A 21406-nucleotide genomic window follows, 5' to 3' on the forward strand; every position below is an offset into this window, starting at 1 on the left:
AACATGAGTATTGAATACTGTTTCAGAGACGCACGTCACGATGATGTGTCGACGTTCAAGGAAGGAACAGCACATGAAACTCAAAGGACTGGCCGCCGCGACATCGATTCTCGCGCTGACGCTGACCCTCGGTGCCTGCGGTGGAAGCGACTCCGACAAGTCGACTCTGCAGAAGGCCATCGACGATGGAAAGATCTCCGTCGGCTTCGCCGGTGAAGCCCCGTACAGCTTCGAAGAGGGCGGTGAACTCCAGGGAGCGTCCGTGGCTCTGGCCAAGGCCGTGTTCAAGGAGCTCGGCGTCGACGACGTCGAAGGCGTCAACACTGAGTTCGGCTCCCTCATCCCAGGTCTCAACGCCGAGCGCTTCGACGCGATCTCTGCGGGCATGTCGATTCTTCCCGACCGTTGCGAACAGGCCGCCTTCGGCGACCCCGAGTTCATGTACACCACGGCTCTGATGACGAAGAAGGGCAAGCAGGAAGGGATGAAGACCCTCGACGACGTCAAGGAGAAGGGCCTCAAGCTCGCCACCATGACCGGTGCCATCGAGTCCGACTACGCGGAGAGCCTGGGCATCAAGGCTCAGCAGGTCGGCACCCCACAGGACGGCATGGACGCTGTGACGACCGGGCGCGCCGATGTCTTCGCCCTCACGGGGATCTCGCTCAACTGGATGGCGAAGAACAACAAGGACGCCGACGTCGAAGTCAGCGAATCCTTCGTCCAGGAGATCGATGGAGTCCCGCAGGTCGGAGCGGGTGCCACTGTGTTCCGTACCGGTGACGACGAGCTGCGCGACGAATGGAACAAGGCCCTGGAGAAGATCGTCTCCGACGAGAAGTCCTACCTCGACATCGTCGGGGACTACGGCTTCACTAAGGAGGAGCGTCCCGACGGTTCGATCACGACCGATCAGCTCTGCAAGGGCGAACTCCCCACCGCTGACTCCTGAGCCGACGCGAACTGAAGCACCATGACCGAAAACCTCACGACGTTGCTGAACTTCCTCCCACAATTGTGGGAGGGAGTTCGGGTGACGATCATCCTCACGGTCGTCGGAAGCCTCGGCGCCGTCATCATAGCGCTCGCTCTCGGGCTCGCGATGACGTCCACACACGCGTGGCTGCGAGTTCCTGCCCGGATCATCGTCGAATTCTTCCGCGGCACTTCCCTGCTCGTGCAGCTGTTCTGGCTGTTCTACGTCTTCCCGCTCCTCGGCGTCGAGCTCGATCCTATGATCTGCGGCATCGGGGCGCTGGCGCTCAACTACGGCGCCTATTCCGCCGAGGTGGTCCGTTCCTCGATCACCACCGTCGACAAAGGGCAGTGGGAGGCCGCCATCGCCCTGAGCCTCTCCCCCACCCGGCGGATGATCCGCGTGATCTTCCCGCAGGCCTGGGCCCTGATGATCCCGTCGCTGGCCACACTGCTCATTCAGCTGCTCAAGGGCACCGCGGTCGTCTCATTCATCACTCTCCAGGACCTCACCGACAAGATCACGCAGCTGCGTCAGTCCACGAACGACACGTACTTCGCCTTCACCGTCGGCCTCATCATCTATTTCGTCATCGCCTGGCTGATCCAGGAGTTCATGAACTTCCTCGAACGCAGAGCCACGGCCGCTCTGGGACGCAGGCGGCCGAACTCGCGCACCGATCGTCGTGAAGCCCGTCGCCTCGCTCGCGCAGATGCCGTGCGCAAGGACCGCTTGACCTCACACGCTGTCGCGGATGACGGCGGCGGCGACGGACTCGGGACAGGTCCGGAGTCTGGACCCGCTTCGGGACAAGGGGGCCGCCTGTGATCTGGAACTGGGAATTCGCCGCCGAAGCACTGCCGATCCTGCTCCGCGGCTTCGTCAACACGCTCATCGCGACCGTCGTGGGCACGATCATCGCCACGGTCCTCGGTCTCATCATCGCCGTGGCCATCCGCGGACTGCCGCGCTGGATCAATTGGATTGTCCGACTGCTCGTCGCCTTCGTCCGCAACACGCCGCTGGTCGTGCAGCTGATCTTCGTCTACTACATCTTCGCGGGCATACCGGGCCTGGTCGATGTTCCGGCGCTCGTCATCGGCTTCATCGTCATCGGCATCCACTATTCGACGTACATGTCCGAAAGCTACCGTGCCGGGATCGATTCGGTGCCGCCGGGCCAGTTCGAGGCTGCCACCGCACTGTCCCTGCCGCCGGTGAGGACCTTCACCGCGGTCGTGCTGCCGCAGGCTCTGCGTGCGACCATCCCCTCGCTGGGAAACTACGCAGTCGCGATGTTCAAGGACACACCGTTCCTGTTCGCGATTTCCGTGGTCGAGCTCGTCACCTCGGCGCAGCAGTTCGGAGCAGCGAAATTCGCCTATACCGAAGCCTTCACTCTGGCCGGAATCATCTTCCTCGTCGCCAGTTACCCGACCTCACTGCTCATTCAGAGATTGGACCGACGCCTTGCCCAGTACTGATAACACCCCAGCCAATTCCTCCACTCCCGGCGCAGGCACACCGGCGATCGAGTTCAAGGATGTGGAGAAGAGCTTCGGACCGACCACCGTGCTCAAGGACCTCAACTTCACGGTGGCTCCCGGCGAACGCGTCACCCTCATCGGGCCCAGCGGTTCGGGCAAGACGACGATCCTGCGCCTGGTGATGACGCTCGAAGAGCTCACCGGCGGATACATCTTCGTCGACGGTCAGCCGCTGACTCACGAGGACCGCGGCGGCAAACGCGTGGAACTGCCGAAGAAGCGCACGCGTGAGATGACCACGCGCATCGGGATGGTCTTCCAGCAATTCAACCTGTTCCCGAACATGACCGTGCTCGAGAACATCATCGAAGCTCCCGTCCATGTGCTCGGCAAGTCCAAGGCAGAAGCGACCAAGGAAGCCAAGGAACTGCTCGAACGGGTGGGATTGGCCGACAAGGCCGACGCTCACCCGACTCGTCTCTCCGGCGGTCAGCAACAGCGTGTGGCGATCGCCCGCGCGCTGGCGATGAACCCGGAGATCCTCCTCCTCGACGAGGTCACCTCCGCCCTTGACCCCGAGCTCGTCGGGGATGTGCTCGGGGTTCTGCGCGATATCGCCGAGACCACGGACATCACGATGCTGCTGGTCACCCACGAGATGCAGTTCGCCCGCGACGTCTCGCACCGGGTGATGATGTTCGACGGCGGTCAGGTGCTCGAAGAGGGCCCGCCGGATCAGATCTTCAACAACCCGCAGCACGAGCGCACGCGCAAATTCCTCTCCAGCGTGCTCTAGTCCTCTGCGGCTTCACGCCTCTTCTGAGTCGTCAGCAACGTCCTCCCCGACGAGCTGGACGAAGTGGATCGCGGTCTCGCCGAAGGTCTTCGCCCGAAATACCTCGAGCCCGTCGGGCATCGTCGGCTCCGGCGAACGCGCGGCACGTTCGACGACGACGATGGACTCCATGTCCAAGTGCGTTCGCAGACGCCTGAGGATCTGCGTGACAGCGTCCTCCCCCAACGGATAGGGCGGGTCCATGAACACGAGGTCGAAGACACGTGACTCCGGATTCTCCGGTCCCGGCAGTCCGCCGAGAAAGTGGAGCACGTCCCCAGTGTGGACTTCGGCCGAATGGTCGAGACCGAGCTTGTCCGCATTGGATTCCAGAGCACGGGTCGCCGCCAGGGAGGAATCGACGAAGTCGACTTGTGCTGCGCCCCGCGACATCGCCTCGAAGCCGAGTCCACCGGAACCGGCGAAGAGGTCGAGGACGTTCGCTGCGTGCAGCACCCCGTAGCCGTCGAGCATGGAGAACAGGGACTCCTTGACCCGGTCGGACGTCGGCCGGGTGTTCGCCCCCGAGGGGGAGGCCAGTTTGGCGCCTTTGTGTGCGCCGGCGATGATTCTCATATCTGCTCCCTCAGCCTGCCTCGATGAAGTGGGCGTCGTCCTCGGGCAGGACGCGCCTGATGAAGGCCTTGAGCGCGGGCACCGCCTCGAGAGTGGGGTCGATGGCGACGATCTGCTCAGCGATCGTCTTCGCTTCGGCGACCATCTCGGAGTCGCGGAGGATCGACAGATGCCGCAGCGACGACCCACCCCACTGGGAACCGCTGAGCACATCGCCTTCGCCTCGGGCGTCGAGGTCGTATTCGGCCAGAGCGAAACCGTCGAGCGTCTCGGCCACCGCCTGCAGCCGTCCATAGCTCTCGTCCTCAGCACTCATCTCGGTGAGCAGAAAGCACAGGGCCGAGCTGCCGTCACGGCCGACGCGTCCGCGCAGCTGGTGCAGCTGTGCGACACCGAAGTTCTCGGCTTCGATGATGACCATCATCGTCGCCCTCGCCACGTCGACGCCGACCTCGATGACCGTCGTCGAGACGAGGATCTCGATGTCGCCTCTGACGAAGTCCGCGAGCACCCGGTCCTTCTCCGCCGTCGACATCCGACCGTGCAGCAGACCGAACTTCAGACCAGCCAGTTCCGGGGTCTCAGACAGCTTCCGTGTGATGTCCTCGATACCCTGCTTCTGTCCGACGACGTCCCCGGATTCCGGATCTTCGATGTCCGTCGGTTCGATCCGCGGGAAGACGACGAAGACTCCCTTCCCAGCCTCGGCGGTCTGCCGCATGCGCTCCCGCACCCGGACGTACCACGCAGGATGGTCGACGATCGGCACCACATGAGTGGCGATGTCCTTCGGCCCGGCCGGCATTTCGTTCAAGGTCGAGATATCGAGGTCGGCGAAGACGGTCATCGCCACGGTGCGCGGGATCGGCGTCGCCGACATCACGAGAGTGTGCGGGGTGGTGTCCCCGCCCTTCGCGCGCAGCGCTTCCCGCTGTTCGACACCGAAGCGGTGCTGTTCATCGACGACGATGAGACCGAGATCTGAGAACATCGTCGACTCCGACAGCAGCGCATGCGTCCCGACGACGATGTCGATGTTGCCGGCGACGAGGTCGAGGGCGAGTTCGCGACGGTCCTTCGCCGGCATCGACCCGGTCATCAGCGCCACCGTCACCTGGTCGTCATCGGCCAGCAGCGGCGACAGCGCCATCTGCTCGTCGAGGAATGTCTGGATCGAATGGAAATGCTGAGTGGCGAGCACTTCGGTGGGGGCGAGCATGGCGGCCTGGGCACCGGAGTCGACCGCAGTGAGCATGGCCCGCAGTGCCACGAGGGTCTTACCGGAACCAACGTCACCGTGCAGGAGCCGGTGCATCGGCCGGTCTGCGGCCATGTCCTCGGCGATCTCCTCACCGACCCTGACCTGGGATGCGGTGAGGGTGAAGGGCAGGTCTTCGTCGAATCGGCGGCTCTTCGTCCCCTGCGTGAGCAGCGGCGTCGCCTTTTCGTCGGCCAGCTTCGCTTTGCGGGCGGCGAATTCGGTCTGCAGGGCGAGTGCCTCTTCCCATTTCCACCTCAGCCGGGCCCGTTCGACGTCCTCGATCTTCCGCGGCCGGTGCATGTCCTCCAGCGCTGTGCGCAGATCCGGCAGTTCATGTGCCTCCCGCAGTCCCTTCGGCAGCGGGTCCTCGAACTCCTCGGGCCCAGCGACGGTGAGCAGGGTCTTGATCGAACTCCACAGCCGGGACTGCGCGATCTTCTTCACAGCCGGGTAGATGGGGAACGGCGAGTTGAGGTCCTCGGGTGTCCACTCATGGTCATCCTCGGTGCGGTTGAGCCACACCGGAGACGCCAGCGTCAGCTGCCCGCGGAACGATTCCACCTTGCCGCCGAAGACGACGGTCAGTCCCGGCTTCAGCGCTTTCTCCAACCAGTGCTGGTTGAAGAAAGCGATCTTCATCGACTGTGTTCCGTCATGGACGATGACTTCGGTGATGGTGCCTTTCCGCTGCTTCATCCGCCGGGTCTCCACCCGAATGACTTCAGCCTGGATGATCGCGGTCTCCCCCAGGGGCAGATCCCCGAGTTCCGTGCGCTCCCCGGGGACGAGGTAGCGCCGAGGGAAGAAGCGAAAGAGGTCGGTGACCGAATGCACCCCGCGCTGGGCCAAGTTCTTCCGATCGGCCGGCCGGAAGTTGTCTTCGAGCCGGGTCGTCATTCGACCCCCATGATCACGAGCACCCCGGAGTCTCTGGCAGCGATGTCCTGGAAGTGGACGGTCTCATGTGACTTCTGGATCCAGTCACGCAGGTGGTCGAGCACCTCCGGTGCGCAGTCGGGTCCGTGGACGACGGTGAGCAGCTCTCCCCCGGCCCCGAGCAGCCGATCGGCGAGCTTCTCGACCAGGGTCCGCAGCTCCGTGCTCTGGGTCTTCGCGCGGCCTTCGATGAAGACCCGGTAGAACTGTGCCGGATGAGCCGCCACTGCCGTGCCCCCGCTCGGACGATCATCCGTGGCCACACCCGGAACGCCGCCCGCGGTCGATCCTTCGTCCTCGCGGATCACCGGCAGCATCCCCGTCGGCGGGTCGGTGGCGAGCTGATCGGCCGAATAGATGGTGCCCACCCTGGTCCCCGCGGCCGCTTCGGTCATATCCGCGAAGATCTCCCCCGCCGGAGCGAAGGGATCGTAGACGGCCAAGGCCGAGAGCAGGGTGCCGACGTTGCGAGAGCGCACGACGTGCGCCCCCAGCCCGGCCAGGGACTTCAGCGCCGAGGTGGAACTGGGGATGACGATGACCTCCCGGTCCTCGGCGGCGATGAGTTCGGTCATCGTCTCGAACAGGTCCCCCACCTCCGGAGTCAGCGCCGTGGCCCCGTTGAGCGCGGTGTGCATGAGCAGTCCCGTGCCCTTGACCAGGGCGATGAGCTTCGTCTCGCCCTCTTCCTCGTGCATCCGCAGGTCTTCCATATCGAGCCGGGCGATCCCATATTCGCCGAGGCGGTCGATGACGGTCGCGGCGGTCGTTTCGTCGGCGACGTGGACGTGGACCTTGGCCGCGTTGATGACGATCGAGGTCCCGCCGAGGCGGTCGAGATCCGCGGCGAGTGCATCCGCGGGGGTGTCGGAGAGGATGGCGACGATCTCGAGTTCGTCGGCGGTGGCTTCGTGGATGATCTTCGGGGCACGGGCCACCTCGGCGAGCATCGAATCCTGAGGAGTGCGGCCGGTGACGGTGGCGTAGAGGAGGTCGAAGAGTTCGACGATGCCCGTCGATCCGGCGTCGACGACCTCGGCTTCGCGCAGCACGGTGAGCTGTCCGGTGGTCTCACGCAGCGCCGACCGGGAGCGTTCCCGCACGGCCGCGATGACGTCGATCAGAGAGGCTCCGTCGTCGGCGCGTTCGCGGGCCTCGGTGGCCATGGCGTCGAGCACGGTGAGCATGGTGCCGTCGACGGGTCGGGCGACAGCGGCCCGCGCCCGGTCGGACGCGGTCTCCAGGGCGGTGGCCATGGCGTCGGCGGTGGCCACGGTGACTCCGGCCAAGGCATCGGCGACGCCCTGCAGAGCGACGGCGAGGATGAGTCCGGAGTTGCCGCGGGCACCGCGTCCGGCTCCGGCGGCCAGTGCGGCGACGACCTGTGGGAGGGTGACGGGGCCGGTGAGCTCTTCGACGGCGAGATAGGCGGCGCGCAGGGTGTGGTACATGTTCGTGCCGGTGTCGCCGTCGGGGACGGGGAAGACGTTGAGCTCGTCGATCTCGGTGCGTTCCTTGCGCAGCCGGTCGACCGCACGGCGGGCCCAGCGGGCGGCCAGACGACCGTTGAGGCTGATGGCGTTGCTCATGTCACTTCCCGAAATGGCTGAAACCGCTCGCCGGCACGGGTGTGCCGTCGAGGCTGACATCGTGTCCGGTGCGGATCTCACCGATTCTCCGCCAGCCTACTCCAGGCACGGCGGCAGGCGGCGCAGACGCGGCGAAGCCGTGGTCCTCTCCCCCGTCGAGCACCCAGGACAGCGCCAGATCCTCTGCCGTCGTGGCCACCTCGATTTCACCGACCCCGTCGCCTGACCCTCCAGTCGCTCGGGCATCGAGCACGAATTCGGCTGCGGGCAGCAGCGGGTCGATGAGGTCGCGCAACAGGGAAGGGTCAAGGTCGATGCCCACCCCCGAGGCGGTCGCCACCCGGGCGAGGTCGAGGCTGAGTCCGTCGGAGACGTCGATCATCGCAGAGGCCCCGACCGTGCGCAGCGCACCGTAGTCAGGCTGTGGCGCCAGCTGGATGTCGATGAGCGAGCGCAGTTCCGGTCCGGCGGTGTCAGGTCGCGCTCCGGCGAAGAGCAGGTCGAGCCCGGCGGCGGCTCGCCCGACCGTTCCGGCCAGAAAGAGCGAATCTCCTGGCCGGGCGCCGGAGCGCAGAATTGCGGACTCCTCCCCCACGGTCCCGAGTGCGGTGATGGCGATGACGATGAGACCCGAGGACGACAGATCCCCGCCGATGATCGGCACCGTGCAGTCCAAAGCCGTCCCTGCTCGTTCCGCTTCGTCGAAGAGCCCAGAGTAGAGGGCTTCGAGGCAGGCGATGTCCGTGTCATCCGGAACGGCGACGGAGACGAGCAATCCGTGCGGGGTCGCGCCCATGGCACAGACGTCGGCGAGGTTCTGAGCCGCCGCCTTGACTCCGAGCTTCTCCCAGTCCAACCACTCACGAGTGAAGTCCTCGTTCTCCACGAGCATGTCCGCGGTCGAGACGAGTCGCCCCTCCGGTGCGGTCACGGCCGCGTCGTCCCCGGGTCCGACGATCACATGCGTGCTGCTGGGGTTGCGGCCCAGCACGCGGGAGATGATGTGTGATTCGCCAAGTTCGGACAGTCGGGTCATGGCTCCAGGTTATCGGGCGATACGGTAGTCCTATGAGATCTCGCCCTGCTTCGACGCGCCGCAACGCCCGGCCCGCGCACCGTCGTCGTTCTCTCGCCTTCATCGCTCTGGCCACGGTGCTCACCGGTCTGGCAGTGACCGGGTGTTCGCGCACCGTCATCGTCGAACCGGCCAAGGATGCGGCGAATCCGAAGTGTGCCGACATCCTGCTCACCCTGCCCGATGAGATCTCGGGCGAGAAGGCACGCACCACCTCCTCGCAGGGCACGAAGGCCTGGGGAGATCCCAACGTCGCGGTGCTGCGCTGCGGAGTCACTCCTCCCGGCCCGACGACGGATCAGTGCGTGAGCGTGTCCGGGGTCGATTGGATCTCGAAGCCGGTCGAGGACGATGATTCGACGTGGAGGTTCACCAGCTACGGGCGCACCCCTGCTGTCGAGGTGCTCGTCAATCGCAAGGCCGAGTCCGGCAACGATGTGCTCGCCGCGATCTCACCGACCCTGTCGAAGTTCCCTCCGGAGAACGAGTGCGTCGGGGCCGAGGACATCGCCGGCTAGAGCGCCCGCCGAAGACGCGGCTGCTCCGCGGACGCGATAGCTCCGCGGCCCGAGTGCCTACTTTGCGCGGGCGTGGTCGATCAGGGCGATCGAGATGAGTTCGCCGATGAGTTCGGAGTATTCGAGTCCCGACTGTGCCCACATGAACGGGTACGCCGAGGTGGGGGTGAACCCGGGGAGGGTGTTGAGTTCGTTGATGACGACCTCGCCGGTCTCCGTGACGAAGGTGTCGACGCGGGCCAGACCGGTGCAGTCGAAGAGACGGAACACCGAAGCGGCCAACTCCTGAAGGCGGGCGGTCACCGTCTCGTCGAGATCGGCCGGACAGGTGACCTCTGCGGCGGCGAGGTCGAGGTACTTGGCGTCGAAATCGTAGAAGGAGTGGTCTCCGCTCACTCGGATCTCTCCGGGAGAGGACACTCGCAGCTCCGTGTCATAGACGGAACCGAGCACGGCGCATTCGACCTCACGACCGCTGACCTCGGGTTCGACGATGACCTTGGAGTCATGCTCGAAGGCGCCGAGCAGGGCGGCTTCGAGGTCGGCCGCCTCGGAGACCCGGCTGACTCCCATGGACGATCCGGCACGGGCGGGTTTGACGAACACGGGCAGGCCGAGCGCGGCCACTCGCCTCTCCGCCTCCGCGCGGTCTGCGGCCCACATCGTCTCGGTCACGAGCTCCCACGGGCAGGTGGGGATTCCGGCGTGGGCCATGAGTGACTTCGTATAGTGCTTGTCCATGCTCGCGGCGGAGGAGAACACTCCGGAGCCGACGAACGCGGTGTCGCTGAGTTCGAACAGTCCCTGCAGCGTTCCGTCCTCACCGAAGCGGCCGTGCAGGAGCGGGAAGAATACGTCGACCGCACCCAGTTCGGTGTAATTGCCCTCGGCATCACGGTGCAGCAGCGATGACCCGTCGGCGGAGACCGGGGGGATCACCTCGGTGTCGTTGTCCGCGACCTCGGGCATGTTCTCCGGGTCGAAGCGCATGCTCGCCCAGTCGTCGACGACCCGCCACACACCGGTCTTCGTGATGCCGATCGGCAGTACGTCGAAGGCATCGGCGTCGATGGCACCGATCACACCGGCCGCGGTGACGCAGCTGACGGAGTGCTCGCTCGAACGGCCTCCGAAGAGGACTGCGACAAGAGGCCGGTGATCGTTGTCTGCCATGAGTTTCCTTGCTGAAGTGGTACTCCCGTGCACTCGGACCGGACACGGGTGCGCACAGCGGGTCAGGTGTGCGCGGACTGAAAGACTTTAGCTCACTTGGCCTCGTACGTGCATTCCAGCCACGCCCGGCCGATGCCCTTGAAGAACATGTTGAAGCCGGCGAAGGCAGGTGTTGCGGATTCGTCGATGCCCAGCGGTTCGGCCAGAGCGGTGACGATGAAGAAATAGCGGTGCGGTCCGTGGCCCTCCGGTGGGGCGGCACCGACGAAGCGGGGTTCGCCGGCGTCGTTGCGCAGGGTCACGGCTCCGCTGGGCAGGAGGTCGGCGGCCGGGTCGCCGGCGTTGGCCTCCAGGCTCGTCACCGAGGCGTCGAGGTCCGTGACGACCCAGTGCCAGAAGCCCGAACCGGTGGGAGCGTCAGGATCGTAGCAGGTCACGGCGAAGGCCTTGGTCTCTTCGGGGAACCCGGACCAGGACAGCTGCGGTGAGACGTCCTCACCGCCGGGCACGCCCATGGCGCCGGAGAGCTGGGGGCCGGTGAGCACCCCACCGTCTTCGATGTCGGTGCTCGTCAGCGTGAAGGTGGGAAGTTCGGGAAGGTTGAAGAACGGTGAGTTGGCGCTCATGAGTGCTCCTAGTTTTCCAGCGGGTGACTGAGATTCGGTGTGAATCAGGCGGGTGGTCCTTCGTGCTTACGCTTCCGAGACAACAGCAATCCGGCGAGTTCGTCAACCTGCAGTTTTCCGGCGAGAACCGCACAGACCGCCTCGGTGATGGGCAGGTCGACGCCGTTGCGGCGACCCAGGGCGAGGACGGCAGGAGCCGATTTCACGCCTTCGGCCGTCTGTGAGGTGTGGGCGATGACGTCCTCGAGGCTCATCCCCTCACCGAGGTGGCGTCCGAAGGTGCGATTGCGCGACAGGGGCGAGGCGCAGGTGGCCACGAGGTCGCCGAGCCCGGCGAGTCCGGACAGAGTGTGCGCCTCGGCGCCCATGGCCGCGGCCAGGCGAGAGGTTTCGGCGAGCCCGCGGGTGATGATCGACGCCTTCGAGTTGTCGCCGAGCTTCTGCCCGTCGGCGATGCCCACGGACAGGGCGATGATGTTCTTGATCGCACCGCCGATCTCGACGCCGACGACGTCGGTGTTCGTATACGGGCGGAAGTACGCGTTCGCGCTGATCTCCGCGACCACCTCGGCGGTGGTGATGTCGGAGGATGCGACGACGGTGGCGGTGGGCTGCCGGTCGGCGATCTCACGCGCCAGATTGGGTCCGGAGACGACGGCGATCTGGGATTCGTCGACCTCGGCGACCTCGGCGATGACCTCGGACATGCGCTTGCCGGTGTCGACCTCGATGCCCTTCATCAGGCTCACGAGCTTCACACCCTCACGCAGATGCGGCTTCCACCTGGTGAGGTTCTCCCGCAGGGTCTGGGCGGGGACGGCGAGGACGATGACCTCGGCGTCGGTGACCGCAGCGATATCGTCAGAGGTCGCGCTCAGTCCCTCGGGCAGGACTCGCTCGCCCAGGTAGCGCTCATTGGTGTGCGTGGAGTTGATCTCTTCGGCGACCTCGGGACGGCGGGCCCACAGGGTGACGGGGAATCCGGCGTCGGCGATGACCGCGGCGTAGGTGGTTCCCCACGATCCGGCTCCGAGGACGGTGATCTTGTCGACGCTCATTCGCCTGTCTCCTTAGCTGTGAAACGCTGCGGCAGTTCGCGTTCGGACAGTTCGGCCACCATCGCCGCCACGGTGTTCTTCACACGTTGGGAGAGGTCTCCCATCGTCTTCTTCTCATCCCGGTGCTCCCACAGGTCCGAATAGTCGATGGCGGGGCCGAAGGCCACGACGGAGTCATGGCTGAAGGGGCGGAAGCGGACCTTCTTCTGCCCACGCGGGTAGACCGTGTCCAGTCCCCAGTGGGCGACGGGGATGATCGGGGCTCCGGTCTCCAGCGCCAGTCGGGCGGTGCCGGTCTTGAAGTGCTGGGGCCACAGCTCCGGATCCTTCGTCAGCGTGCCCTCGGGGTAGATGACGACGGTCTGGCCGTTCGCCAGGGCGTCCTTCGCGTATTCGAGGGAGTCGCCGGCCGAGGCCGAGGCGCGCAGCACGGGGATCTGGCCGATGGTCTTGAGGATCTTGCCGAGCACCCCGGTGAACAGCGTCGACTTCGCGAGGAAGTGCGGCATCCGGCCGTTGCGCTTGAGTGCCAGCCCCACGAGGATCGGGTCGAGATGGTTGGAATGGTAGGCGGCGGCGATGATGCCCGTGCCGGCCGGCGGCAGGTGCTCGGTCCCCCGCACGCTCATCTTCGTGGCCGTGCGCATGAGCCCGAAGGCCGCAGTGGCGGCGACGGTGCCAGCCCGGTTCTGGGAGCGCACCGAGGCGGGATCGAAGGAGACGAGATCGTGGTCGTTCGCGTCCGGTTCGGTGTCGGCGCTCATGCGGAGACCTCGGCACCGAGTCCGGTGAGTTTGTCGAGGAAGTTCTCGTAGCCGCGGTTGATGAGTTCGATGCCGTGGACTTCGCTCGTGCCCTGGGCCGCCAGTGCGGCGATGAGGTGGCTGAAGCCGCCGCGCAGGTCGGGAACGTCGATGCGGGTGCCCTTGAGGTCGGTGGGTCCGGAGATCACGGCCGAGTGCTGGTAGTTCCGTCGTCCGAAGCGGCAGGGAGTGCCGCCGAGGCATTCGCGGTAGAGCTGAATCTGTGCACCCATATCGCGCAGGGCGTCGGTGAAGCCGAACCGGTTCTCATACACGGTCTCATGGATGATCGACAGACCTTCGGCCTGAGTCATCGCGACGACCAGCGGCTGCTGCCAGTCGGTCATGAAGCCGGGGTGGACGTCGGTCTCGAGGGCGAAGGATCGGAGTTTGCCGCCGGGGTGGCGGAAGCGGATGCCGTTCTCCTGCACATCGAATTCGCCGCCGATCTTGCGGAACACGTTGAGGAACGTGATGAGCTCCGGCTGGCTGGCGCCTTCGACGAAGATGTCTCCGCCGGTGGCCAGTGCCGCCGAGGCCCAGGATGCGGTCTCGTTGCGGTCGGGCAGGGCGCGATGGATGAACCCGCGGAGGGTGTCGACGCCTTCGATGCGCACCACGCGGTCGGTGTCGACGGTGATGATCGCGCCCATCTTCTGCAGCAGCGCGATGAGGTCCATGATCTCCGGTTCGATGGCCGCACCCCGCAGCTCGGTCACGCCTTCGGCGCGGACCGCGGTCAGCAGCACCTGCTCGGTGGCCCCGACGGAGGGGTAGGGCAGTTCGACCTTGGTGCCCTGCAGGCGGCTGTGCGCCTTGAGCATGATCCCGCCGGGGGTCTTGTCGACCTCGGCTCCGAACTTGCGGAGCACATCGAGGTGGAAGTTGATGGGGCGGTCGCCGATATGGCAGCCGCCGAGGTCGGGGATGAACGCCTGACCGAGGCTGTGCAGGAGAGGTCCGCAGAAGAGGATCGGGATGCGGGAGGATCCGGCGTGGGCGTCGATGTCGACGATGGAGCCCTGAGCCACATCGGCCGGGTCGAGGTGGAGTTCGCCGTCGGGCTGGTCCCCGTCGGGGCCGGAGGTGACGCGGACTCCGTGGAGTTCGAGGAGTCCGGTGACGATCTCGACATCGCGGATGTTGGGCACGCCGCGCAGCACGGACGGGGTCTCACCGAGCAGAGAGGCCACCATCGCCTTGGGCACCAGGTTCTTGGCGCCGCGGACTCGGACGATGCCGTCCAGCGGATTTCCCCCACGTACTTCGAGCATGTTCCTCCCTGATTCCGATGATCGGATCCGGGCGGGATGCCACCCGGAGACGGTGCCCCACGATTGCCGCGGGCACCGTCCTAGACTAACCCAGCCGACGGTATCGCACCGATTCGCCGAGGCGGCCCCGAGGTCACGTTCGAACGTGACGGTGGGCCGCCTCGGCGAGGGTGGATCGGTGCAGGGTGCCGGCTTAGGTGAGGGTCAGACCTTGGCGGGCAGGGTCGTCGGTTTGAAGGCGAAGCGGGAGGATTCGTAGGCGACGATCTCGTCTTCCTTGGCCAGGGTGAGGCTGATGTCGTCGTGGCCTTCGAGCAGGCGCCAGCGCGTGTAGTCGTCGATCTGGAAGGACACGGTGACGGTGTCGCACGTCACGGTCTTCTCGTTCAGGTCGACGGTGATCGAGGTGCCGGGATGGTTCTCGAGGATCTTCCAGATCAGTTCGATATCGGCCTGTTCGAGCTGGGCGGCCAGCAGGCCCTCTTTGCCGGAGTTGCCGCGGAAGATATCGCCGAAGCGGGAGGACAGGACGACGCGGAAGCCATAGTCCTTGAGCGCCCAGACGGCGTGCTCGCGGGAGGAGCCGGTGCCGAAGTCGGGGCCGGCGACGAGGACGGAGCCGGATGCGAAATCGGGGTCGTTGAGGACGAAATCGTCGTTGGTCCGCCACCGGTAGAACAGGGCGTCCTCGAAGCCGGTGCGGGTGACCCGCTTGAGGAACTTCGCGGGGATGATCTGGTCGGTGTCGATATTGGATCGGCGCAGAGGAACGCCGATGCCGGTGTGGGTGGTGAAAGCTTCCATGGCTCGTCCTCCTTTGTCAGTCGTTCGCCGAGACGGGTGTCAGGTTGAGGGACAGGCGGTTGTCGGCCCATTCCACGGGTTCGGCATCCCGCGGCAGGTCGGCGACGTCGCCCGGTGAGGACAGCGTGCCGCGCACCGCGGTGGCCGCGGCCACGAGCGGTGAGACGAGGTGGGTGCGCCCGCCCTTGCCCTGGCGGCCTTCGAAGTTGCGGTTCGACGTCGAGGCGCAGCGTTCGCCTTCGGCCAGCTGGTCCGGGTTCATCCCTAAGCACATCGAGCAGCCGGCGAAGCGCCATTCGCCGCCGAAGTCCTTGAAGATGATGTCGAGGCCCTCTTCTTCGGCCTGGAGGCGGACCTTCGCGGAGCCGGGGACGACCATGAAGCGGACGTTGTCGGCCTTCTTGCGGCCGCGGACCACCTCGGCGGCGGCCCGGAGATCTTCGATCCGGGAGTTCGTGCAGGACCCGAGGAAGACGGTGTCGACGTCGATCTCGCGCAGCGGCGTGCCCGGGGTCAGGCCCATATAGGCCAGCGCATTGGCGGCCGCGGCCTTGTCGTTCTCGTCGGTGAAGTCGTCGGGGCTGGGCACGCTCGCCGACAGCGGCAGGCCCTGGCCGGGGTTCGTTCCCCAGGTGACGAAGGGTTCGATGTCTTCGGCCTTGAGGACCACCTCGGCGTCGAATTCCGCGCCTTCGTCGGTGTAGAGGGTCTTCCAGTACTCGACGGCCGCGTCCCAGTCTTCGCCTTCGGGGGCGTGGGGACGGCCCTTGACGTATTCGAAGGTCGTCTCGTCGGGGGCGACCATTCCGGCGCGGGCGCCGGCTTCGATCGACATATTGCAGATCGTCATCCGGGCTTCCATCGACAGCTGGCGGATGGCCGAGCCGCGGTATTCGAGCACGTAGCCCTGTCCCCCGCCGGTGCCGATCTTCGCGATGATGGCGAGGATGATGTCCTTGGCGCTCGAGCCTTCGGGCAGGTCGCCGTCGACGGTGATCGACATCGTCTTGAAGGGTTTGAGGCTGAGCGTCTGCGTGGCGAGCACGTGCTCGACCTCGGAGGTGCCGATGCCGAAGGCGAGCGCTCCGAAGGCGCCGTGGGTGGAGGTGTGCGAGTCGCCGCAGACCACCGTGGTGCCCGGCTGGGTCAAGCCCAGCTGCGGTCCCACGACGTGGACGATGCCCTGATCGGCGTCGCCGAGGCTGTGCAGGCGGATGCCGAATTCCTCGGCATTCTTGCGCAGGGTGTTGATCTGCGTGGCCGAGGTCGGTTCGGCGATCGGCTTGTCGATGTCCCACGTCGGGGTGTTGTGGTCCTCGGTGGCGATGGTGAGGTCGGGGCGGCGCACGGGGCGCCCGGCGAGTCGGAGTCCGTCGAAGGCCTGCGGGCTGGTCACCTCGTGGACGAGGTGGAGGTCGATGTAGATAAGGTCCGGCGCACCGTCAACACCTCGTGAGACGACGTGATCGGCCCAGACCTTCTCGGCCAATGTGCGTGGCATGGTTCCTCCCGCCGGTGCAGGGATCTCTGCACCCGATGTAGACCTGACGGGCCGAGGTACGGCGCGTCGATGAACTGCGATGTGCGCACTGGAGTGAGTGCGTATTCGAAATCTACTCGCCCGTATCGCAATGCGAACTTGCATCTCGCCCACTGAGACGCGCACAATGGTGCCTATGACAAGCAATGGTAGCGGCGTCGGGGTCATCGACAAGGCCGCAATGGTTCTCTCCGCACTTGAGGCCGGACCCGCCTCTCTCGCCGAATTGGTGACGCTGACCGGACTGGCACGCCCCACTGCCCACCGCCTGGCTGTTGCCCTCGAATTCCACCGCATCGTCGGTCGCGACCTGCAGGGACGTTTCGTCCTCGGGCCGCGTCTGGCCGAGCTGTCGTCGGCCGCCGGCGAGGACCGCCTGTTGGCCGCGGCCGGGCCGGTGCTCGGTCAGCTGCGCGATCAGACGGGTGAGTCCGCTCAGCTCTTCCGCCGTCAGGGCGATCTGCGCCTGTGCGTGGCCGCGGCCGAGCGCCCCGTGGGTCTGCGCGACTCCGTGCCGATCGGCGCGACACTGTCGATGCGCGCCGGTTCTGCGGCTCAGGTGCTGCTGGCTTGGGAGGAGCCGGACCGTCTGCACACGGGTCTGCGCGGTGCCCGATTCTCCGCAACCATGCTCTCCGGGGTCCGCCGCCGAGGCTGGGCCCAGTCCATCGCCGAACGCGAACGGGGGGTCGCCTCGGTGTCGGCTCCCGTGCGCGGTCCGAGCAATCGGGTGGTCGCAGCCGTCTCGATCTCCGGACCGGTCGACCGGCTCACCCGCCAGCCCGGCCGCCTGCACGCGAAGTCGGTCATCGACGCCGCGCGTGCGCTGACCGAAGCACTCGTGCGCGGCTGAGTCCGACTCTGCTCCCATCGCACCCCGCCCGGCTGCGAACGGTCTGACCGCGGGCCCTGAGGATCATCCCTCCGGGCCCGCGGTCGTGCATCGTCCTTGAAGTCGGCCCGGCCTCCGGGCTTGTACTATGGCCCCATGATCGCCGCTCAGAGACGCAACATCATCGTCGATACGATCGAGAGAGACGGCGCCGTCTCCATCACCTCCCTGTCGGAGAAGCTCGATACTTCGGCCGTGACCATCCGCCGTGACCTCGATCAGCTCGCCGAGGAGGGCAGGCTCATCCGCACCCACGGCGGCGCCGTTCTCGCCTCGAGCGCGCGGGAGTCGAGCTATGCGGAGAAGCTCGAGCAGGCTCTGGCCGAGAAGACGGCGATCGCGCGTGCTGCAGCGACCCAGGTGCGCAACGGCGACGTCGTGGCCCTGGGGCCGGGAACGACGACCGAACTGTTGGCCAAGGAGCTCGTGACGCGTTCGGGTCTGCGCGTGGTGACGAATTCGCTGCTCGTCGCCGAGGCCATGGTCTCCTCCCCCGACAATGAAGTCATCGTCGTCGGCGGTCTGCTGCGCCATTCGATCCGGGCCTTCGTCGGCGGCGGCACGGTGTCTCAGCTGCTCGGCCTGCGCGCCGACACCGTCTTCCTCTCCGGGAACGGACTGGCCGCGGACTTCGGGCTCTCGACTCCCGCCTTTCCTGTCGCCGATACAGATCGGGCCATGGCCGCCGGGGCAGGGCGCGTCACTGCACTCGTCGATCACACGAAGGTCGGTCTCCGCTCGTCGGTGCTCACTGTTCCGACCGAGCAGATCCAGCAGCTCATCACCGATTCGAAGAGCGAGGAATCCGAACTCGCTTCCCTGCGCGAGGCGGGGGTTGAGGTCGAGGTCGTCTGACTCCCGCCAGCAAACGATCAAAACTGTTCAGGTTCGATCACTAGCGATCAGGCTCACAATCCTCTAAAGTGTCCACTCGGGTGTCATACACCACACGCAGCCATGCACTGACGCATTACGAAGCGATGCACTGACGCATATGGAGGAACCTTGGAAGCAATCCGCTTGGACGCACAGTGGATCGACTATCTGCTGATAGCGATCTACTTCATCTTCGTCCTCGGCATCGGGTGGTTCGCCAAGCGCGGGATCTCCTCGAGCATCGAGTTCCTCCTCTCCGGACGGAACCTGCCTGCTTGGGTCACGGCTCTCGCGTTCGTCTCGGCCAACCTCGGCGCCGTGGAGATCATGGGCATGTCCGCCACGGGCGCCCAGTACGGCATGCCGACGATGCACTACTTCTGGATCGGCGCGGTCCCGGCGATGCTGTTCCTCGGCGTCGTGATGATGCCGTTCTACTACGGATCGAAGGTCCGGTCGGTTCCGGAGTTCATGCGCAAGCGCTTCGGCACGGGCGCCCACCTCGTCAACGCGCTGTCCTTCGCGGTCGCACAGCTGCTCATCGCCGGCGTCAATCTGTTCCTGCTCGGCACGATCGTCAATCGACTGCTCGGCTGGCCGCTGTGGATCACCCTCATCGTCGCCGCCGCCATCGTCCTGTCCTACATCACCCTCGGCGGGTTGAGCGCGGCCATCTACAACGAGGTGCTGCAGTTCTTCGTCATCGTCGCAGCCCTCCTGCCGCTCACCCTCATCGGCCTCAACCGCGTCGGCGGCTGGGACGGGCTGGTCGACCGAGTGAGCAATGACGGAATGCTCGGCGCCGAACAGCTGAGCAGCTGGCCCGGCGAGCAGCTCTCCGGCTTCTCCAACCCCGTGCTCTCGGTCGTCGGCATCGTCTTCGGCCTCGGCTTCGTCCTCTCCTTCGGCTACTGGACGACGAACTTCGTCGAGGTCCAGCGCGCCATGGCGTCGAAGTCGATCAATGCCGCGCGCCTGACGCCGATCATCGGCGCATTCCCGAAGATGCTCATCCCCTTCATCGTCGTCGTCCCCGGCATGATCGCCGCGGTCCTCGTACCGCAGATGACGCAGTTCAAGGAGATCTCGGCCTCCATCGACGAGGCGACCGCGCTGGAGCAGACGGGCGTGACGTACAACGATGCGCTCCTGCTGCTCATGCGCGAGGTCCTGCCCAACGGTCTCCTCGGTGTGGCGATCGCCGGCCTCCTCGCCGCGTTCATGGCCGGTATGGCCGCGAACATCTCCGCGTTCAACACGGTCTTCAGCTATGACCTGTGGCAGCAGTACGTGGTCAAGGACCGCGAGGACGACTACTACCTGAAGATCGGCCGCTGGGCGACGATCGGTGCCTGTGTCGTCGCGATCTTCACGGCGCTCATCGCGGGCAACTTCTCCAACCTCATGGATTACCTGCAGACGCTGTTCGGCTTCTTCAACGCCCCGCTGTTCGCCACGTTCATCCTCGGTATGTTCTGGAAGCGGATGTCGGCGACCGCCGGTTGGGTCGGCCTCGTCGGCGGCACGCTCTCGGCCGTGTTCGTGTTCATCCTCGCCGAGACCGGAGGCCTCGATCTGCCCGGTCAGGGTGCCGCGTTCCTCGCGGCCAGCACGGCGTTCGTCGTCGACATCGTCCTGTCGGTGATCGTCACCCTGTTCACCACCCCGAAGCCCGCCGCGGAGCTGCGCGGACTCGTCTACTCGGAGACACCGAAGTCCGATTTCGAGGACCTCAGCGAACCGAAGGCACCGTTCTGGAAGCGCCCCGTGCCCGTCGCGGGTGTCGCTCTGGTGCTCGTCATCATCCTCAACGTGACATTCGGCTGAAGGAGCCAGTGAGACCCATGAGCAATTCCAACGAACTGACCAAGACCGCAGGCGCCTTCGACGTCCGCAACTTCATCGGTGCGCTGCTGGCGATCTTCGGCGTCATCCTCACGATCGCCGGAATCGTCGGCTTCACTCCCGACGAAGCCGAGCGCACCGGCGGGGTGGATGCGAACCTGTGGACCGGGATCGGCCTCATCATCGCCGCGGCCGTCTTCCTCATCTGGGCGAAGCTGCGCCCGATCCGCATCGTCGAAACTCCCGACGACGCCGCAGGCGCGGCCGGCACCGACTGATCGCCTCAGTCTGCGTCGATCCGCTCAGAGCGCTGCCATCGCCGCCGCAACCTCGGGGAAGTCCGCGACCGGTACGGCCGTCGAGGCCTCCTCGAGGGTCAGCAGCCGGGCACCGGGAATCTCCCGGGCGAGCGCCTCCGCATTGCCCACGGGGAAGAACGGGTCACGCCTGCCGTGCACGACGAGAGTCGGCACCGTCAGCTGCGGCAGTCGTTCTCGCCAGCGTGGCCGGCAGTCGAGGCGGGAGAACACCATTCCCAGCTGATCGGCCAGGTAAGCTTCCGGATCTGAGTTCTGTGTCGGATCTGGGGCCTGTTCTGAATCAGAGCTCTGCGTACGTGCCCAGATCCGCGCGGCGACTGCCCGTGCCTCTTCAGGGTCGTCGCCGAGGATCCGTGCACCTTCGGCCATATAGTCGGCCACCGAGCCGACGTCCGTCCAGTCCGGCTGCGGACGGGAGAACAACGCACCCATCGTCGCCTGATCATGATCCGGCAGGTCATCGTCGACGGGTCCGGGAGCGACCGGTCGGGTGCCGACGAGAGTGAGTGCCGAAAACGCCTCCGGATGGTCAAGAGCCGCGACCTGCGCGACCATCCCGCTGATACCGATTCCCGCGAGATGAGTAGGCAGACCGTCGAAGGTCCGTGCGAGTTCGGCGGCGTCAGCTGCGAGGTCTCGCAGAGTGTAGTCCGGTGATTCGAGATCACCGTGGCTCGAGGCTCCGGCATCGCGGAGATCGCAGCGCACAACGTGACGTCCCTGCTCTGCCAGCTGCTCGCACAGGGCATCGGGCCAGGACAGCATCGTCGGGGCGCCGAGGCAGAGAACCAGCGGCGCGCCCGTCTCACCGAACTCGTCGACACCGAGGCTCACTCCATTGACGCAGATACCCATGCCGCTCCCCCGCTCCGAGTTCGTCGTCATCTGAGGTTCAAGCATGAACTGCGAAGGCTCGGGAGGTCAACGCCAGCCTAGCCGGCC

General features: G+C 65.9%; 21 protein-coding genes. 9 read left to right on the forward strand and 12 right to left on the reverse strand.

The window, feature by feature from the left end:
- The first annotated feature begins 73 nt into the window (after positions 1-73).
- The 4 genes from ehuB to ehuA are packed head-to-tail and all read left to right on the forward strand — an operon-like array spanning position 74 to position 3259.
- Entirely contained in the window at positions 74-952 is an 879-nt protein-coding gene (gene ehuB / locus AC3CD9_RS08770) for an ectoine/hydroxyectoine ABC transporter substrate-binding protein EhuB (protein WP_262776481.1), read from the forward strand.
- Between the two features lie 21 nt (positions 953-973).
- Positions 974-1804, forward strand: coding sequence for an ectoine/hydroxyectoine ABC transporter permease subunit EhuC (gene ehuC / locus AC3CD9_RS08775; protein ID WP_488367268.1), 831 nt, complete (start codon positions 974-976; stop codon positions 1802-1804).
- Positions 1801-2460 carry an ectoine/hydroxyectoine ABC transporter permease subunit EhuD gene (gene ehuD / locus AC3CD9_RS08780; protein WP_488367269.1) on the forward strand — a complete coding sequence of 220 codons (660 nt, stop codon included), beginning with the start codon at positions 1801-1803 and terminating at the stop codon, positions 2458-2460. The genes ehuC and ehuD overlap by 4 nt, the downstream gene beginning before the upstream one ends.
- Positions 2447-3259: an ectoine/hydroxyectoine ABC transporter ATP-binding protein EhuA gene (gene ehuA, locus AC3CD9_RS08785; protein ID WP_488367270.1), complete on the forward strand. Its 813-nt coding sequence runs from the start codon at positions 2447-2449 to the stop codon at positions 3257-3259. Before ehuD ends, ehuA begins: the two co-directional genes overlap by 14 nt.
- A 12-nt stretch (positions 3260-3271) precedes the next feature.
- Here ehuA and rsmD read toward each other — a convergent pair whose 3' ends face one another.
- The 4 genes from rsmD to thiL are packed head-to-tail and all read right to left on the reverse strand — an operon-like array spanning position 3272 to position 8696.
- Positions 3272-3874, reverse strand: a complete 603-nt coding sequence (gene rsmD / locus AC3CD9_RS08790) for a 16S rRNA (guanine(966)-N(2))-methyltransferase RsmD (RefSeq protein ID WP_488367272.1) — start codon at positions 3872-3874, stop codon at positions 3272-3274.
- A gap of 10 nt (positions 3875-3884) precedes the next feature.
- Positions 3885-6032 carry an ATP-dependent DNA helicase RecG gene (locus tag AC3CD9_RS08795; RefSeq protein WP_488367273.1) on the reverse strand — a complete coding sequence of 716 codons (2148 nt, stop codon included), beginning with the start codon at positions 6030-6032 and terminating at the stop codon, positions 3885-3887.
- Positions 6029-7660 (reverse strand): DAK2 domain-containing protein, encoded by a 1632-nt coding sequence (locus tag AC3CD9_RS08800; protein ID WP_488367274.1) that lies wholly within the window; start codon positions 7658-7660, stop codon positions 6029-6031. Before AC3CD9_RS08800 ends, AC3CD9_RS08795 begins: the two co-directional genes overlap by 4 nt.
- Before the next feature lies 1 nt (position 7661).
- Positions 7662-8696, reverse strand: coding sequence for a thiamine-phosphate kinase (gene thiL / locus AC3CD9_RS08805; RefSeq protein ID WP_488367275.1), 1035 nt, complete (start codon positions 8694-8696; stop codon positions 7662-7664).
- Between the two features lie 32 nt (positions 8697-8728).
- On the opposite strand from thiL, the gene AC3CD9_RS08810 reads away from it, so the two are divergent.
- Positions 8729-9253 carry a DUF3515 domain-containing protein gene (locus tag AC3CD9_RS08810; RefSeq protein WP_488367276.1) on the forward strand — a complete coding sequence of 175 codons (525 nt, stop codon included), beginning with the start codon at positions 8729-8731 and terminating at the stop codon, positions 9251-9253.
- Between the two features lie 57 nt (positions 9254-9310).
- Here the strand turns inward: AC3CD9_RS08810 and AC3CD9_RS08815 are convergent, their stop codons facing one another.
- From AC3CD9_RS08815 to leuC, 7 genes are all read right to left on the reverse strand, one after another.
- Complete coding sequence (locus AC3CD9_RS08815) at positions 9311-10426, reverse strand: D-alanine--D-alanine ligase family protein (RefSeq protein ID WP_488367277.1); 1116 nt, start codon at positions 10424-10426, stop codon at positions 9311-9313.
- Positions 10427-10518: 92 nt separating this feature from the next.
- Positions 10519-11052, reverse strand: a complete 534-nt coding sequence (locus AC3CD9_RS08820; protein WP_181271671.1) for a YbhB/YbcL family Raf kinase inhibitor-like protein — start codon at positions 11050-11052, stop codon at positions 10519-10521.
- Positions 11053-11096: 44 nt separating this feature from the next.
- On the reverse strand, positions 11097-12110 hold the full coding sequence (locus AC3CD9_RS08825) for an NAD(P)H-dependent glycerol-3-phosphate dehydrogenase (RefSeq protein WP_488367278.1): 1014 nt from the start codon (positions 12108-12110) through the stop codon (positions 11097-11099).
- Positions 12107-12874: a lysophospholipid acyltransferase family protein gene (locus AC3CD9_RS08830; RefSeq protein WP_488367279.1), complete on the reverse strand. Its 768-nt coding sequence runs from the start codon at positions 12872-12874 to the stop codon at positions 12107-12109. Before AC3CD9_RS08830 ends, AC3CD9_RS08825 begins: the two co-directional genes overlap by 4 nt.
- The gene (murA, locus tag AC3CD9_RS08835) at positions 12871-14187 is read right to left on the reverse strand and encodes a UDP-N-acetylglucosamine 1-carboxyvinyltransferase (RefSeq protein WP_488367280.1); all 1317 of its coding nucleotides are present in this window, start codon (positions 14185-14187) and stop codon (positions 12871-12873) included. The genes AC3CD9_RS08830 and murA overlap by 4 nt, the downstream gene beginning before the upstream one ends.
- Positions 14188-14391: 204 nt before the next feature.
- Positions 14392-14991: a 3-isopropylmalate dehydratase small subunit gene (leuD, locus tag AC3CD9_RS08840; RefSeq protein ID WP_139908461.1), complete on the reverse strand. Its 600-nt coding sequence runs from the start codon at positions 14989-14991 to the stop codon at positions 14392-14394.
- A gap of 16 nt (positions 14992-15007) precedes the next feature.
- A complete protein-coding gene (leuC, locus tag AC3CD9_RS08845; protein ID WP_488367281.1) occupies positions 15008-16492 on the reverse strand; it encodes a 3-isopropylmalate dehydratase large subunit in 1485 nt (494 codons plus the stop codon).
- 175 nt (positions 16493-16667) lie between these two features.
- Between leuC and AC3CD9_RS08850 the strand changes: the two genes are divergently transcribed.
- The 4 genes from AC3CD9_RS08850 to AC3CD9_RS08865 all read left to right on the forward strand — a co-directional run bounded on the left by AC3CD9_RS08850 (position 16668) and on the right by AC3CD9_RS08865 (position 20422).
- The gene (locus AC3CD9_RS08850; protein WP_025777351.1) at positions 16668-17384 is read left to right on the forward strand and encodes an IclR family transcriptional regulator; all 717 of its coding nucleotides are present in this window, start codon (positions 16668-16670) and stop codon (positions 17382-17384) included.
- 135 nt (positions 17385-17519) lie between these two features.
- Positions 17520-18278: a DeoR/GlpR family DNA-binding transcription regulator gene (locus AC3CD9_RS08855; protein ID WP_488367282.1), complete on the forward strand. Its 759-nt coding sequence runs from the start codon at positions 17520-17522 to the stop codon at positions 18276-18278.
- 150 nt (positions 18279-18428) lie between these two features.
- The gene (locus tag AC3CD9_RS08860) at positions 18429-20126 is read left to right on the forward strand and encodes a sodium:solute symporter family protein (protein WP_488367283.1); all 1698 of its coding nucleotides are present in this window, start codon (positions 18429-18431) and stop codon (positions 20124-20126) included.
- A gap of 17 nt (positions 20127-20143) precedes the next feature.
- Positions 20144-20422 carry a hypothetical protein gene (locus AC3CD9_RS08865; RefSeq protein ID WP_488367284.1) on the forward strand — a complete coding sequence of 93 codons (279 nt, stop codon included), beginning with the start codon at positions 20144-20146 and terminating at the stop codon, positions 20420-20422.
- A gap of 24 nt (positions 20423-20446) precedes the next feature.
- Here AC3CD9_RS08865 and AC3CD9_RS08870 read toward each other — a convergent pair whose 3' ends face one another.
- On the reverse strand, positions 20447-21364 hold the full coding sequence (locus AC3CD9_RS08870) for an alpha/beta fold hydrolase (protein ID WP_488367285.1): 918 nt from the start codon (positions 21362-21364) through the stop codon (positions 20447-20449).
- Positions 21365-21406 lie beyond the last annotated feature (42 nt).

The sequence above is a fragment of the Brevibacterium sp. MGP-B1 genome (assembly GCF_057766545.1).